This is a genomic window from Sanguibacter suaedae (assembly GCF_016342785.1).
GTDB lineage: Bacteria > Actinomycetota > Actinomycetes > Actinomycetales > Cellulomonadaceae > Sanguibacter > Sanguibacter suaedae.
In genome coordinates this window covers 69,953-85,022 of record NZ_JAEINH010000002.1, presented here as the reverse complement: position 1 = coordinate 85,022, position 15,070 = coordinate 69,953, and the positions used below count along the sequence as shown (strand labels likewise).

General features: G+C 71.5%; 10 protein-coding genes. All 10 read right to left on the bottom strand.

What is annotated here, in order from left to right; genetic code table 11:
* Nucleotides 1-34 precede the first annotated feature (34 nt).
* Nucleotides 35-3,949 (bottom strand): alpha-L-arabinofuranosidase family protein, encoded by a 3,915-nt coding sequence (locus JAV76_RS02680; protein ID WP_230401775.1) that lies wholly within the window; start codon nucleotides 3,947-3,949, stop codon nucleotides 35-37.
* Between the two features lie 153 nt (nucleotides 3,950-4,102).
* Entirely contained in the window at nucleotides 4,103-5,179 is a 1,077-nt protein-coding gene (locus JAV76_RS02675; RefSeq protein ID WP_198732490.1) for an ABC transporter permease subunit, read from the bottom strand.
* Complete coding sequence (locus JAV76_RS02670; protein ID WP_198732489.1) at nucleotides 5,179-6,294, bottom strand: ABC transporter permease; 1,116 nt, start codon at nucleotides 6,292-6,294, stop codon at nucleotides 5,179-5,181. Before JAV76_RS02670 ends, JAV76_RS02675 begins: the two co-directional genes overlap by 1 nt.
* Entirely contained in the window at nucleotides 6,291-7,895 is a 1,605-nt protein-coding gene (locus JAV76_RS02665; protein ID WP_198732488.1) for a sugar ABC transporter ATP-binding protein, read from the bottom strand. The genes JAV76_RS02670 and JAV76_RS02665 overlap by 4 nt, the downstream gene beginning before the upstream one ends.
* A gap of 24 nt (nucleotides 7,896-7,919) precedes the next feature.
* On the bottom strand, nucleotides 7,920-8,879 hold the full coding sequence (locus JAV76_RS02660) for an ABC transporter substrate-binding protein (protein ID WP_198732487.1): 960 nt from the start codon (nucleotides 8,877-8,879) through the stop codon (nucleotides 7,920-7,922).
* Nucleotides 8,880-9,154: 275 nt separating this feature from the next.
* Nucleotides 9,155-10,663, bottom strand: a complete 1,509-nt coding sequence (gene araA, locus JAV76_RS02655) for an L-arabinose isomerase (protein WP_198732486.1) — start codon at nucleotides 10,661-10,663, stop codon at nucleotides 9,155-9,157.
* Between the two features lie 26 nt (nucleotides 10,664-10,689).
* Nucleotides 10,690-11,382: an L-ribulose-5-phosphate 4-epimerase gene (locus JAV76_RS02650; RefSeq protein WP_198732485.1), complete on the bottom strand. Its 693-nt coding sequence runs from the start codon at nucleotides 11,380-11,382 to the stop codon at nucleotides 10,690-10,692.
* A complete protein-coding gene (gene araB, locus JAV76_RS02645; protein WP_198732484.1) occupies nucleotides 11,379-13,109 on the bottom strand; it encodes a ribulokinase in 1,731 nt (576 codons plus the stop codon). Before araB ends, JAV76_RS02650 begins: the two co-directional genes overlap by 4 nt.
* Before the next feature lie 222 nt (nucleotides 13,110-13,331).
* Nucleotides 13,332-14,315 (bottom strand): LacI family DNA-binding transcriptional regulator, encoded by a 984-nt coding sequence (locus tag JAV76_RS02640; protein WP_198732483.1) that lies wholly within the window; start codon nucleotides 14,313-14,315, stop codon nucleotides 13,332-13,334.
* A 26-nt stretch (nucleotides 14,316-14,341) separates the two neighbouring features.
* Entirely contained in the window at nucleotides 14,342-14,992 is a 651-nt protein-coding gene (locus JAV76_RS02635) for a hypothetical protein (RefSeq protein WP_198732482.1), read from the bottom strand.
* Between the last annotated feature and the right edge of the window lie 78 nt (nucleotides 14,993-15,070).

The following is a 15,070-nucleotide window of genomic DNA, read 5'->3' as shown; positions in this document are numbered from 1 at the left end:
CACCGTCCCCGCACGCGTCCGTCACCGGGCAGGGTCAGTCGTCTAGGCCCGCGAGGCCGTGGTCACCCCTTCCACCCGACCCACGGCGGCGGACGAGGACGGCGCCCCCGGCGACGAGGCCCCCGGCGAGCAGGAGGAGCAGGAGGACGTCGCTGCCCGTCCAGGCGAGGGCTCCCCTGCTGCCGGTGGATGCCCGGGCGGAGGGGTCCACCGCCGCGCCGCCGTCGCCGGTGCCTGCGGCGGGTGCCGCGACGGACGGGACGCCTGCGCCGCCCGCGGCGGGCGGGTCGACGGCGGGCGCCTCGGTGGGGGCCTCGCTGGGTGGTGCGGGCTCCTCGCCGGGCGGGTTCCCGGGCGCCTGCGCGGCGTCGGTGCCCAGACGCAGGATCGTGATGGAGCTCTCGGGGAACTCGTAGACGAACTCCGTGCCGGCGCCCGTGAAGGTGCGCTCGACGGGCACCACCCGATCGGGGTCGCTCATGGTGTTCTGCGCGGTGAGCTCCCCGGTCATCTCCGTGACGGCCGCCTCAGCAGCGACCTCGACGTCGCCGGTGATGCTCACGGGCGACGTGATGGCCGACGTGGACGCGTTGACGACCTTGAGGACGAGGTCCCCGGTGTCGTCGTCGCGCGTGACCACCTGGTAGAGGTCCTGCTGGACGGTGGTGTCGGTGTGCTCGGTGACGAGGACGTCGTCCAGGTACAGGCGGGTGGTACGGCCCTCGACGACGACCTTGACCCGGTACGTGCGGTCGGTGTCGACGGTGGTGGTGCTGCCCGCGAGCTCCACGGACGCACCCGAGGTGGTCTGCTGGATCGCGGACCGGGTGTTGCCCCACCCGCCGAGGTTCCACCACGAGAAGCTGCCGGGGCTCTGCGCGCCGTAGCCGACGAGGAAGCCCTCGGCGCCGCCGGTCTTGCGGGCGTCCATCTCGTACGTGTAGCTGCTCCAGCCCGACATGTCGACGGCAGGGGTGCTGCGTGCGTCCTCGACGGTGGTGCTCGCCTGCACGTACTCGCCGTCGACGACCTCCCAGGTGCCGCCCGTGGGGTTCCAGGCGGCGGCGCCGTCGGAGAAGTCGTCCTCGAAGAGGACGTCCCCGGTGTCGTTGGAGGTGACGCGGACGTTGTCGTACGCGGCGGAGGTGAGCCAGGTGGACAGGAACACACCGCCGGTGATGTCGTCGGCCGCGTTCGTCGGCTGGGTGACGGTGGAGGGGACGACGACGTCGCCGACGTTCTGCGCAAACATGGCCTGGACGTGATAGTTCGCGGACCCGTAGGCGTCGACGTTGTCGAACCACACCGCGTCGGGAGCCCACTGGACGTAGTCCTCGTTGGCGAAGAACGGGGCGTAGGAGGCGAGGTCGATGACGTCGGAGTTGCGCTCGATGCCCGTCATGAACGCCGCCTCGGCGAGGGCGTTGTAGAAGGTGTTGCCCTTCGAGGCGTACTCGCCGATGAAGACGTGCGGGCCCTCACGGTCGTAGGAGTCGTAACGGTTCGCGTTGGCGAGGAACCACTCGGGCGAGTTGTAGTAGTGCTCGTCGACGAGGTCCGCGTCCTGCTCGACGGCGAAGTCCCACAGCTCGTCGAACCACGCACCGGCGGACGTCTGGCCGGAGTTGGAGATGATCCGGATCTCCGGGTGCGCCGCCTTGATGGCGTCGGAGAAGAGCGGGTAGTTGTCGAGGAACTCGCGCTGGACCTCCTCGTTGCCGAGGCCGATGTACCGCAGCCCGAACGGCTCGGGGTGCCCCATCTCGGCCCGCACGGCTCCCCATTCGGTGGTGGGGGCACCGTTGGCGAACTCGATGAGGTCGAGCGTGTCCTGCACCCACCCGTCGAGGGCGTCGGGGTCGGTCAGGGGCGGCGGGCCACCGCACCCGTTGACACCGACGCTCACGACGGGCAACGGGGTGGAGCCGAGGTCCTCGGCGAGCTGGAAGTACTCGAAGTACCCGAGCCCGTAGGACTGGTTGTAGCCCCAGAAGTTGTAGTTGGTGGGTCGTTCCTCGACGGGCCCGACGGTCTCCTTCCAGCGGTAGGTGCGCCTGCGGTCGTACCCGGGCGCACCGTAGGCGTCGAAGGTGCCGACGTTCGTGACGCAACCACCGGGGAACCGCAGGAACTGCGGGTCCATGGCCTCCATCATCTCGGCGAGGTCCTTGCGGACGCCGTTCTCCCGGCCCTCGAAGGTGTCGACGGGGAAGAGGGAGACCATGTCGAGGCGGAGGGTCGCGGTGCTCTCCGCGAGGACCGCGAGGCGCGCGTCGGCCGTCGTGGCGGTCGCCGTGAGCGTCCCCTCGTAGCGGGTCCACGCGTCGCCGACGACGTCGACGGTCGTGGCGCCGTGGACGGCGTTCCCGCTGGGGTCCTCGAGCCGCACCGTGAGGGGCGTGGTCCCTGCGTCGGTCCGCGCGAACACGGAGAACCGGTACCCGGCGCCCTCGGTGAGGGCGATCCCGGAGTTGTAGCCGACGTTCCGGACGCCGGCGGGGGCACCCGGCGCGCCGTCGACGGGGAGGTGCAGGTAGTAGCGGTTGTTCGCGTTGAGCATCTCGGCGTTGGTGACGACCTCGGGGCTCGCCGTCCCTCCGCCGCGACCGACGGCCTCCCAGGAGGTGAGGCCGGTGTACGACGCGTTGTCCGCGGTGGAGTACTCGAAGGACCGGTTCTGGACGAGCTCGGCGTAGAGCCCGCCGTCGGCCGCCCGGTTGATGTCCTCGTAGAAGATCCCGTAGAGGTCGTCGCTGACCTCCGTGGTGGGGCCGTCGGCGTCGATGGTGATCGTGTGCCCCGCGCCGACCTGCGGCGGGACGGCGAGGGTGAAGCGCGCCGCGGCGGCGGCGTCGGCGAGGCGCAGCGTCCCGTCGACGGCACCGACGTGCTCGTCGCCGTGGCGCAGGTGGAGCCTGCCGCCACCTGCGTCCTGGAGACGGAGCACCGTTCCCGGTGCTCCGTCGGCCGCGAGGACGAGCCGACCGTCGGCCTCGACGGCGAGGACCCGGCCGCTCGCGGTGTCGGTGAGCACCGCACCACCCTCGGCGGCGCTCGCCTCGAGGACCACCGAGCGCGCGGGCCTGGTGGCCGCGAGCCCCAGCGAACCGTCGTCCGCGAGGACGACGTGCGGGGCGTCCCCGGTCGCCCGGAGCAGGAACGGGGCGTCGGGGACGACGTCGGCGCCTTCCGCCGCCTGGACGGCGACGTAGTCGAAGGTCGCCGTGTGACCGGTGCCGTCGGTCGCGGCGAGCGCGTAGAGGCCGATCTGCGTCATCGGGAACGTCACGGTCCGTGTGGACGCCTCCACCCAGCCGTCGTCATCACGGTAGCTCGTGGTCACCACGTCTCCGGTGCGCTGGATGCGGAGCGTCTCGGACGTCGACCCCGGCCGGGGTGCGAACTCGGACCCGTAGACGGCACCGGTCTCCGTGCCGGACTCGACGACCACGGGCCCACCCTCGGCGAAGCCCACGTGGGACAGGCCCACGCGGACGTAGTTGTCGATGTCCTGCCACGCGATGAGGCCCGCGCCCTGGAAGTCGAGGGAAGCGGGTGCCGTGACGTGCGTGACCGCGGTGAAGTCCCCGACGGGGACGTCCACGAGCACGATGTTCCGCGCCGTGTTCGACCCCTCCCAGGTGTCACCCGCGAGAGACCTGATCTCGAGGCCCTCGCCGGTGAGCCGCAGGTTCGCGGCCGACTCGGAGCGGACGGACCAGCGCGGGTCGAGGGTCTCGCCGTCGAGCTCGTCGACCCAGGCCCCGTCGGGCACGACCTCGGGCGGGGCCTGCGCCGCGAGCGAGGCCGGGCCGGAGCCGGGCACCGCGCTCGCCGGCACGGCCGTGCCGAGCGCACCGCCGAGCAGCGCGAGGGCGAGCGCGGACGCGACCGCGTGCGGCCGGCGCCGGGCAGGCCTCCGGGGGGTGGGTGGGGTGGTGGGTCTCATGGTTCTCCTGCCGCTGTCGGGCTGTCGTGACGACGCTGTCGGATGACGCGCGCGTCGATGTCGGACGGTGGACCTGGAGGGGGCTGAGGGGGCTGCTGGGGTCGCGACGGGCACGCCGAGGGAGCTCGACGCGGGGCGCGGGCCGTGCTGGGGTCATCTCCTGCGGAGCGTGATGACCCGCTGGAGGACCACGAACGCCAGGAGCACGACGCCGATGAACACGCGCGTCCACCAGGAGTCGAGCCCTTCGCGTGCGATGAGCACCTGGATGAGCCCGTAGACGAGCACACCCGCGCCGGTGCCGAGGACGTACCCGCCGCCTCCGGTGAGGATGGTGCCTCCGATGACGACCGCGGCGATCGCGTCGAGCTCCATCCCGATACCCGTGAGGTTGAACCCGGACTTCGTGTAGAGCGCGAAGAGGATCCCGGCGACGCCCGCGCACGTGCCGCTGATGACGTACACCCACAGGACGGTGCGCCCGCCCTTGAGGCCCATGAGCTGGACGGCGTTGCCGCCGTCGCCCACCCCGACGCCGTACACGGTGCGGCCGAAGCGCGTGTGGTGGAGGACGGCGTACGCGGCGAGGAGGACGAGGACGGCGACGATCATGCTCAGGTTGATCTTCGACATGTTGCGCCCCTCCCCGAGCTTCAGGCTCCACGACGCGAGCGCCGCGAAGCCCTCGTCCTTGATCGCGAGCGACTGCACGCTGACGACGTTGCAGAGTCCGCGGGCGAGGAACATGGCGGCGAGCGACGCGATGAAGGGTTGGATCGAGAAGTGGTGGACCAGCGTCCCGACGAGCAGCCCGGAGGTGGACCCCACGAGCACCCCGACGACGAGCACCACGGGCAGCGGGACCCCGAGCGGCAGGAGCGTAGCGACGACGAGGCCGACGAGCGCCACGACCGCACCGACGGACAGGTCGATGCCGCCCGTGAGGATGACGAACGTCATCCCGACCGCGAGCACGAGGAGGTAGGAGTTGTCGAGGAGCAGGTTGGAGAACAGCCTGGCGCTGACGAACCCGCGCTCCCCGCCGTACCGGGACTCCCCCACCGCGAGCATGATGACGAGCGTGAGCAGGGTCCCCGCGACGGGCAGGTACCGGGGCTGTACCGCACGGGACAGGGCCGCGCCGGCACGGGCGAGGGCGCCCGTCCTGCCGTCCGGTGGTGCGCCCGCGCCGCGCGAGGCGGGGGTCGCGGACCTCGTCGTCGTCGCCATCACAGGACCTTCTCGACCGTCGGAGCGGGTGCGGGGGTGGGCGCCGGCGTGGGCGGCCCCGCCGCGCGGCCGGACCGGCCCGGCACGCCGGAGCGGATCATCTCGCGCAGCCGGGGCGACTGGGCGACGCAGACCGCGATGATGACGAGCGCCTTGAACAGGGGCGTGATCTGGGACGGGACGTGGAAGATCACCACGGCCCGCTCGATGGTGCTGAGGATGAGCGCACCGACGACGGTCCCGCCGAGGTAGAACTTGCCACCGGCGAGCGTGGTGCCACCGAGGACGACGCACAGGATGGCGTCCATCTCCTTCATGAGCCCGATGTTGTTGGCGTCGGCCGCCATGGTGGGTGCGCCGTACACGATGCCCGCGACCCCCGCGAGGAGCGCGGCCACCACGTAGACGAGCCACGTGATGCGGCGGGACGGGACCCCGGCGAGCCTGCTCGCCTCACGGTTGATGCCCACGCTCTCGAGGAGCATCCCGAGCGCGGAGCCGCGCACGAGGAGCACGAGGAGGACGAGCACGACGGCCGCGACGACCACGGGCGTCGGCAGACCGAGGACGAACCCCGACCCGAGGAACTTGAAGGGCTCGCTCGTCACCGTGGTGATCTGCCCCTGCGTGATGAGCATCGCGATGCCGCGGCCCGCGACCATGAGGATCATCGTCGCGATGAACGGCTGGACTCCGAGTACGGAGACGAGGAACCCGTTGAAGGTCCCGATGACCACGGCGACCGCCAGGGCGACACCGATCGCGGCCGCGACGGTCGGCACGGCGCCGGCGGTGGGCGACGCGTCGAGGTAGGTCAGGGAGACGGCGAGGGAGATCGCCATGACCGCCCCCACGGACAGGTCGATGCCACCGGTGGCGATGACGAGGGCCATGCCGAGCCCCAGGAGCATGGGGGTCGCGCTGAAGCGCAGGATGTCGACGAGCTGACCGAAGAGGTGCCCGTCCTGCACGGAGACCGTGAGGAAGCCGGGGCTGCGCAGCCCGCAGGCGAGCAGGAGGAGCACGAGGGCGACCACGGGCCAGAAGAGGCGGTGGTGGACGACGCGCCCGACGGTGCCCGGCCTGCCGGGCGGGCGGGTGGTGGGTGAGCTCACGGGGTGCCTCCGTGGTTCTGCCGCGCGCGGCCCGTGGGCACTGGCGTGGCGGGCGAGGGGCCTGGTGTCTCGCGGGCGATGCTCGCGAGGACGGTGGCGGGCGTGACGTCCGGCCCGTTGACGATCTGCTCGACGATCACGCGGTCCCGCAGGACCTCCACGCGTTGGCTGACGCGCAGCACCTCCTCGAGCTCGGAGGAGACGAAGAGGACGGCCATGCCGTCGGCGGCGAGGTCGGCGACGAGCTTCTGGATCTCCGCCTTGGCCCCGACGTCGATGCCCCGGGTGGGTTCGTCGAGGACGAGGAGGCGCGGCGACGTCGCGAGCCAGCGGGCGAGGAGGACCTTCTGCTGGTTGCCTCCCGAGAGGTTCCGCACGAGCATGTCCGGGTCGGCGGGGTGGACGCCGAGGGCCGCCATGTACCTCTCGACCAGCTCGTCGAGCTCGCGGCGGGGCACCGGGCGCCACACGCCGCGTACGGCCTGCACCGCGAGGGCGATGTTCTCGCGCACCGTGAGGTCCCCGATGATGCCCTCCTTCTTGCGGTCCTCCGACGCGAAGGCGATGCCTGCCCGGAGCGCCGTGAGCGGGTCGGTGAGGCGCACGGGTGATCCGTCGAGGGAGAGGCTGCCGGTATCGGGCGTGTCGGCCCCCGTGAGCAGGCGCGCGAGCTCCGTCCGTCCGGACCCGAGGAGGCCGGCAAGCCCGACGACCTCCCCGGGGAACATCTCGAGGTCGAACGGCTCGATCCGTCCGTCCTTGCCGAGCCCGACCGCGGTGACGAGGGGGACGTCGTCGTCGTGGGCGACGCGCGCCCGGGCGCGCGCGCCCTCCTCGAGGCCGGCGAGCTCGTCACCGGAGCGCCCGATCATCTGCGACACGAGCTCGAGCCGCGGCAGGTCGGCCGTGAGGTAGGTACCGACGAGACGTCCGTTGCGCAGCACCGTCATGCGGTCGGAGATCTCGTACACCTGGTCGAGGAAGTGGGACACGAAGAGCACGGCCACCCCGGAGTCGCGCAGGCCACGGACCACGTCGAACAGCTGCTCGACCTCGGCCCGTTGCAGGCTGGACGTCGGCTCGTCGAGGACGAGGACCTTGGGGTCCACGACGGTGGCGCGCGCGATGGCGCACAGCTGCTGCACGGCGATGGAGTGGGCGGAGAGCGAGGACACGGGGTCGATGTCCACCCCGAGTCTCGCGAGGTAGCGCGCCGCCTCGCGCCGCATCGCCCGCCGGTCGATGAACGGTCCCTTGCGGGGCTCGTGCCCGAGCATGACGTTCTCGGCCACGGAGAGGTTCCCGCAGAGGTTGACCTCCTGGTAGACGGTCCGGATGCCGGCGGCCTGCGCGTCGCTCGGGCCACCGATGCGCACCTCCTCGCCGCCCACCACGATCCGTCCCGAGTCGACGGTGTGCACGCCGGTGAGCGCCTTGATGAGCGTGGACTTCCCTGCGCCGTTCTCGCCCATGAGGGCGTGCACCTCGCCGGGGCGGAGCGTGAGGTCCACCCCGTCGAGGGCCCGGACGCCGGGGAAGGTGATGGTGATGCCGGACATCTCCACGGCGGGCGTGGTCGTTGCTGCCTTCGTCGAGGACATCGTCGTCCCTCTCCGGTCCGGCCCTCAGAACGTGCGGGCGTCGATGACGTCCTGGGTGATGGTCTGGTCGAACGCCTGGTCGACGACGATCGTCTCGGCAGGGACGTCCTCCCCGGCGGCCACCTGCGTGATGAGCTCCGCGAGCTGGTCGCCGAACGCCGGGTTGCACTCGACCACGAAGTTGAACTTGCCCTCGAGGAGGGCGGTGAGACCGTCGTGGACGCCGTCGACGGTGACGATCCTGATGTCCTCGCCCGGGACCTTCCCCGCTGCCTCGATGGCCTCGATCGCACCCAGGCCCATGTCGTCGTTGTGGGCGAAGATGAGGTCCATGTCGGGGTAGGCCTGGAGCGCGGCCTCGACGGCCTCCTTGCCCTCGGTGCGCGTGAAGTTCCCGCTCGCCTCACCGATCACCTGGTCGCCGGCGACGGACCGGAAGCCCTCCTGCCGGTTGGTCTGGGCTCCGGAGCCCATGGTGCCCTGGAGCTCGAAGACCTTGGCGTCGGGGTGGTTCTCGGCCACCCACTCCCCCGCGGTGACGCCCTCTGCGGTGAAGTCGGCGCCGATCCACGAGACGAAGGGGTCCTCGACGGTGGTGTCGACGGTGCGGTCGACGAGGACCACGGGGATGCCCGCGTCCTTGATGTCCTGGAGCACCTCGTCCCAGCCGGTCTCGATCACGGGCGAGAAGGCGATGACGTCGACGTCCTGGTCGACGAAGTCACGCAGGGCCTTGATCTGGTTCTCCTGCTTCTGCTGGGCGTCGACGAAGGTGAGGTCGATGCCGTTCTCCTCCGTGAGGTGCTCCTTCACGGACTCGGTGTTAGCGGTGCGCCACCCGCTCTCGGCGCCCAGCTGGGAGAACCCGACCTTCACGAGGTCGCTGTCCGATGAACCGCCGCCGGAACCGCAGGCGGAGAGAGCGAGGATCGAGAGCGCTGCGACCAGTCCGGTCGCGGTGCGCGCGAGGGTGCTACGAGCCATGTCTCCTCCTTGAGATGCACCTGGACCCCGCGGTGGGCGGTCCTGGCAGGGTGCGCGTCGTCGTTGACGTTCCCGATGTTAGCGTTCACAGCATGTGGCCGAAAGGGGCAGACGTCACGATCCGGTAACAAGGGATCAACAGGAGCAGTCCTGACAAAAGACGGCGGTCACGGGCGCGTCCACGACGGATCTGCCCGGGACAGCACGACGGGTGCGGTACCGCTCCTCGCGGTACCGCACCCGTCAGGTCCTGCTGGTGGACGACCCGTCCGAGGTCAGAACCCCTGCGCCAGGCGGTAGTACGCCTGGTTCCAGCGCAGCTCCTGGGCGAAGCGGCGCGCCTCGGTGGACTCGTCGATGGTCACGAGCTCGGTCCGTGCCATGTCCGAGAAGTCCTGGAACGCCTCGAGGCCGACGGCCGTGCTCATCACCGTGTGGTGAGCGGCACCGGCGAGGAGCCACGCCTCGGCGGAGACCGCGAAGCTCGGCTCCGGCTTCCACACGGCGCGGGCGACGGGCAGGTTCGGCAGCTCGTGCTCGGGCTCGATGACCTCGACCACGTTCACCGTGAGACGGAAGCGCTCGCGCATGTCGGACATCGCGACGACGACGGCCGGCCCGGCGTCCGTGTCGAAGACGAGGCGGACCGGGTCCTCCTTGCCGCCGATACCCAGCGGGTGGACCTCGAGGGACGGCTTGGACGTGGTGAGCGTCGGGCAGATCTCGAGCATGTGGGCACCGAGGATCTTCTCGTCGCCCGGCGTCATGTCATAGGTGTAGTCCTCCATGAGCGAGGCGCCACCCGGGAGCCCGTGGCCCATGACCTTCGCGGCGCGGACGAGGACAGCGGTCTTCCAGTCGCCCTCGGCCCCGAAGCCGTAGCCGTCGGCCATGAGGCGCTGCACGGCGAGACCGGGGAGCTGGCGCAGGGCACCGAGGTCCTCGAAGTTCGTCGTGAAGGCCCCGAAGTCGCCGGCCTCGAGGAAGGAGCGCATCCCGGCCTCGAGGCGCGCGCCGTAGCGCAGCGACTCGTGGCGCTCGGCCCCGGCACGCAGCTCGGGAGCGACGTCGTAGAGCTCCTCGTACTCGGCCACGAGGGCGTCCACCACGGACTCCTCCACGGCGTCCACCGCGGCGACGAGGTCGTTCACGCCCCACGTGTTCACGGACACGCCGAGGCTGATCTCCGCCTCGGTCTTGTCACCCTCGGTGACGGCGACGTTGCGCATGTTGTCGCCGAAGCGCGCCAGGCGCAGGTTGCGCACGGCGTCGAAGCCGGCGGCGGCGCGCACCCAGGTGGCGATCTTCCCGATGACCGCGGCGTCGGACACGTGGCCGACGACGGTCTTGCGCGGGACGCCCATGCGCGTCTGGATGTACCCGAACTCCCGGTCGCCGTGCGCGGCCTGGTTGAGGTTCATGAAGTCCATGTCGATGTCCGCCCAGGGCAGCTCGACGTTGGCCTGCGTGTGCAGGTGCAGCAGCGGGGTGTCGAGCGCGTCGAGACCGCGGATCCACATCTTCGCGGGCGAGAACGTGTGCATCCACGCGACGAGCCCGATGCACGCCGGGTCCGCGTTCGCCTCGAGGGCGAGCGCCTTGATGGACTCGGAGTCCTTGAGCACGGGCTTCCAGACGACCTTGACGGGCACGGCGTCGGCGCCGTCGATGGCCGCGGCGATGGCCTGGGACTGCTCGGCGACCTGACGGAGGGTCTCCTCGCCGTAGAGGTTCTGGGACCCGGTGAGGAACCAGATCTCCTTGCCCTCGAAGGGGTTCTTCATGGTTGTCGGTCCTTTGCTGGCCGGGGTCATCGGCCGTAGACGTTCTGGTAGCGGTCGTAGAGCGAGTCGACGTGCTCCTGGGAGATACGGGTGGGCTCCCCGAGCTGGCGGGAGATGTGCACGGTGCGTGCGACCTCCTCGACCATGACGGCGGCCTTCACCGCGGCCTTCGCGTCCTTGCCGATGGTGAAGGGGCCGTGGTTGCGCATGAGGACGGCGGGCGAGCGGCTCGTGGAGAGCGTCTCGACGATCCCCTGGCCGATCGAGTCGTCACCGATGAGGGCGAAGGGTCCGACGGGGATGTCGCCGCCGAACTCGTCGGCCATCATCGTCAGGACGCAGGGCACGGGCTCGGCCCGTGCCGCCCACGCGGTCGCGTAGGTGGAGTGGGTGTGGACCACTCCACCGACGTGCGCCATGTGGCGGTACACGTACGCGTGCGCCGCGGTGTCGGACGACGGCGACCGCGTCCCGTCGACGAGGTTCCCGTCGAGGTCGCACACGACCATCGACTCCGGGGTGAGCTCGTCGTACGTCACGCCCGAGGGCTTGATGACGAAGAGGTCCGCCGTCCTCAGCCGCTGGGACACGTTGCCCGCGGTCCACACGACGAGCTCCCAGCGCGGCAGCTCTGCGTGCAGCCGCGCCACGGTCTCGCGGACCTCGGCGATCTCGGCGAGGACCTCGGGTCCGTGGCCGTCGAGCCCGGCGGCGCTCACGCGGTCACCTCCGTCGCGGACGCGACGCGGGCGGCCTTGGCCTCGCGGCGCATGGCCTTGAGGCGGTGCATGACCTCGTTGGCGCCACGACCGAAGTAGTCGTGGAGGGCGGTGTACTCGGCGAAGAGCGCGTCGTAGCGCACGGCGTTCTCCTCGATGGGCGTGTACGCGGCCACCGTGCGCTTGCCCATGACCTGGGCCGCCGTGCGGACGTCCGGGTAGGCCCCGGCCGCGACGGCGGCGTGGATCGCGGAACCCAGGGCGGGGCCCTGGTCGGACGCGATGGTCGACAGCGGCAGGCGCGTGACGTCCGCGTAGATCTGCATGAGGAGACGGTTCTTCAGCAGACCGCCGGCGACGACGAGCTCCGTCACGGGCACGCCGGCGTCACGGAACGTCTCGACGATGGTGCGGGTCCCGAAGGCGGTCGCCTCGAGGAGGGCACGGTAGGTGTCCTCCGGACGGGTGGCGAGCGTCTGCCCGACGACGGTCCCGGAGAGCTCGTGGTCGACGAGGACGGAACGGTTGCCGGAGTGCCAGTCGAGGGCGACGAGGCCGTGCTCGCCGATCTCCTGCTGGGCGGCGAGGTCGGTGAGGTACTGGTGGACGGAGACGCCCTCCGCCTCGGCGGACTCGACGTAGGCGGGCGGGACGGAACCGTTGACGAACCACCCGAAGATGTCGCCCACGCCCGACTGGCCGGCCTCGTAGCCCCACAGGCCCTCGACGATGCCGCCGTCGACGACGCCGCACATCCCGGGGACCTCGTGGAGCTCCTCGCCGTTCATGACGTGGCACGTGGAGGTGCCCATGATGGCGGTCATCTGGCCGGGCTCCACCGCGTTGGCGGCCGGTGCGCACACGTGCGCGTCGACGTTGCCGACCGCGACGGCGATGCCCTCGGGCAGACCCGTCCAGGCTGCGGCCTCGGCCGTGAGGTGGCCGGCCACGGCGCCGAGCTGGCCGATCTCGTGCTCGACCTTGTCGGCGACGAAGGAGCGGAAGTCGGGATTGAGCGCGGCGAGGAAGTCCTCGGAGGGGTACTCGCCGTCCTGGTAGATGCCCTTGTAACCCGCGGTGCACGCGTTGCGGACGTAGGCGCCGCCCAGCTGCCACACGATCCAGTCCGCGGCCTCGACCCAGTGGTCGATGCGGTCGTAGACCTCGCGGTCCTCCTCGAGGATCTGCAGGCCCTTGGCGAACTCCCACTCCGAGGAGATGAGCCCGCCGTACCGGCTGATCCAGGACTCTCCGCGGGCGTGCGCGAGCTCGTTGATGCGGTCGGCCTGACCCTGCGCGGCGTGGTGCTTCCAGAGCTTCACGTACGCGTGCGGGCGGTCGCCGAACCCGTCGAGCTCGCACAGCGGCGTGCCGTCGGTGGTGGTGGGCACCATGGTGCACGCCGTGAAGTCGGTACCGATCCCGACGATGTCGGCGACGTCGATCCCGTGGTCGGCCTGCGCCTGGGCGATGGCGGCCGGGACGGCGACCTTGAGGACGTCGACGTAGTCCTGCGGGACCTGCAGCGCCCACTCGGGCGGGAGGTGCACGGGCGAGCCGGTCTCGGAGGCCGGACCTGCGGTGAGGGTGTGGTCCATGACGGCGTGCGGGTACTCGTGCACACCGGTGCCGAGCTCGGCACCGTCGTGGACACGGACGACGACGGCACGCCCCGAGAGGGTGCCGTAGTCGACGCCGATGGTGAGGGCGCGCTGCGGGTCGGTCATTCGTAGCCCCATTGCTGTTGGGTGGTGCTGGTGGTCGGTTGGCGGCCCGGGCCTCGTGGTGCTTCGTCGCGGCCCGCGCTCCCCATGCTCGCAGGACTTGGCGTCGTCCTGCTGGCCGGGGCCGACCCGTCCGCCGGCCGGAGGCGGCAGCGGACGGGACGGTGCTCGATGTTAACGTTCACATAGGCCCGGGTGCAAGGATGAGGATTCCCGGTCCCGCGGTCAGCGGGGCGGCGCCGTGCTCGCACGCACCACCAGCTCCGGGACCATCGACGCAGGCTGGGCCGCGCCTTCCTGGAGGGCGGCGAGGATCGTCTCGATGATCAGGGCGCCGAGCAGCGCGAACCCGGGGCGCACCGTCGTCAGAGGGGGGATGAAGTTCGCCGCGCCCGTGATGTCGTCGAACCCGACCACGCTCACGTCGCGCGGCACCACGAGCCCCGCCTCGTGGAAGGCCCTGAGGAGGCCGAGCGCCAGCTGGTCGTTCGCCGCGAACACCGCGGTGGGGAGGTCGCCCTCCACGAGCCGGCGCCCCACGTCGTAGCCGCAGCCGGCGGTCCAGTCGCCCGCGACCGGCTCAGCGACGCGCAGCCCCAGCGCCCGGGACTCCTCGCGCCACCCCACGACGCGCCCCTCCGCGTCGAGCCAGTCCTGCGGACCCGACAGGTGCACGACCTCCTCGTGCCCGAGCGCCGCGAGGTGGCGCACCACGAGCCGGGCACCGAGCTCCTGGTCGACCGCGACCGTCGTCACCGACTCGGGCGGGTCCGGGATCGAGGCGACGACCACCATCGGCAGCGCGTCCTCGAACGCACGGACCGCGTCGACGACGTCGGCGTGCGGGGCGATGACGACGATCCCGTCGACCCCCTGACCCATGAAGTGCTCGAGCGCCTCCGTCATGGACGTGACGTCGACCGTCCGGAGCGTCGCGACGGAGATGTAGTACCCGGCCTCGCGGGCCGCCTCCTCGATGGCGACGAGCGTGCTCGACGGCCCGAAGAGGAACGACCCCGTCGTCACCACCCCGAGCGTGCCGGACCGACGCGTGACCAGGGCGCGTGCGGCGCTGTTGCGGCGGTACCCGAGCTCGGCGATGGCCACGAGCACCCGCTCCCGGGTCTCCGGGCGCACGTTGGGGTGCGCGTTGAGCACCCGGGAGACGGTCTGGTGCGAGACGCCCGCGGCGCGGGCGACGTCGTTCATCCCCGGGGGACGAGGAACGCCGGCCATCAGAAGGTGTAGGCGCGGTAGACGTTCTCGGCGTCCTCGGCCGGGCCTGTGGCCTGCAGCGCGAGGGTCCCGTTGGTCCACACGACGGTGGCGGTGCCGTCCCCGTGGTCGACGACGGAGTACGTGCCCACCGTCTCGTCCTCGACGAGGACGTCACCGGTGGACGTCGGCGCCCCGGCCGTCTCGAGGAGCAGCGCCGCGGAAGCGGCGGCCTCGGGGGCCGTGGCCCACTGGCCCACGAGGACCGAGAACGACGCGACCGCGTCGGGCCCGACGTACGTGAGCGCGTAGGACTCGAGGACGTCGCTCGCCACGAACGCCTCGGACGGGGCGACCTCCGCGAGCGCGTACTGGCGGACCGTGCCGGGCAGCGCCCCGAGGAGCGCCGACCCCTCGCCCCGGTCGACGGGCTCGACGGCCGGCGTCGGCTCCGGGGCGGTGACGGTGACCGTGGGCGCCGGGGCCGCCTGCTCGTCGTCCTCGGTCCCGGTGAGGGCGAGGACGACGCCGACGACCACCGCGAGGAGGATCACGACCAGGAGGACCCAGACGAGCCAGGGCGGGCCGGGGAGCCGCTCGCCGAAGCGGCTGACGGCCGCGGCCCACCGTGGTCCCGTGGTCGGGCGCCCGCGGCCGTGCTGATCGGTCATGCTCTCCTCGTTCCCGCACCCCGGCCGGGGTGACGTCGTCGGCTGGCGTCAGCCTACGGCGTGCGTCCGCCCGCGCGG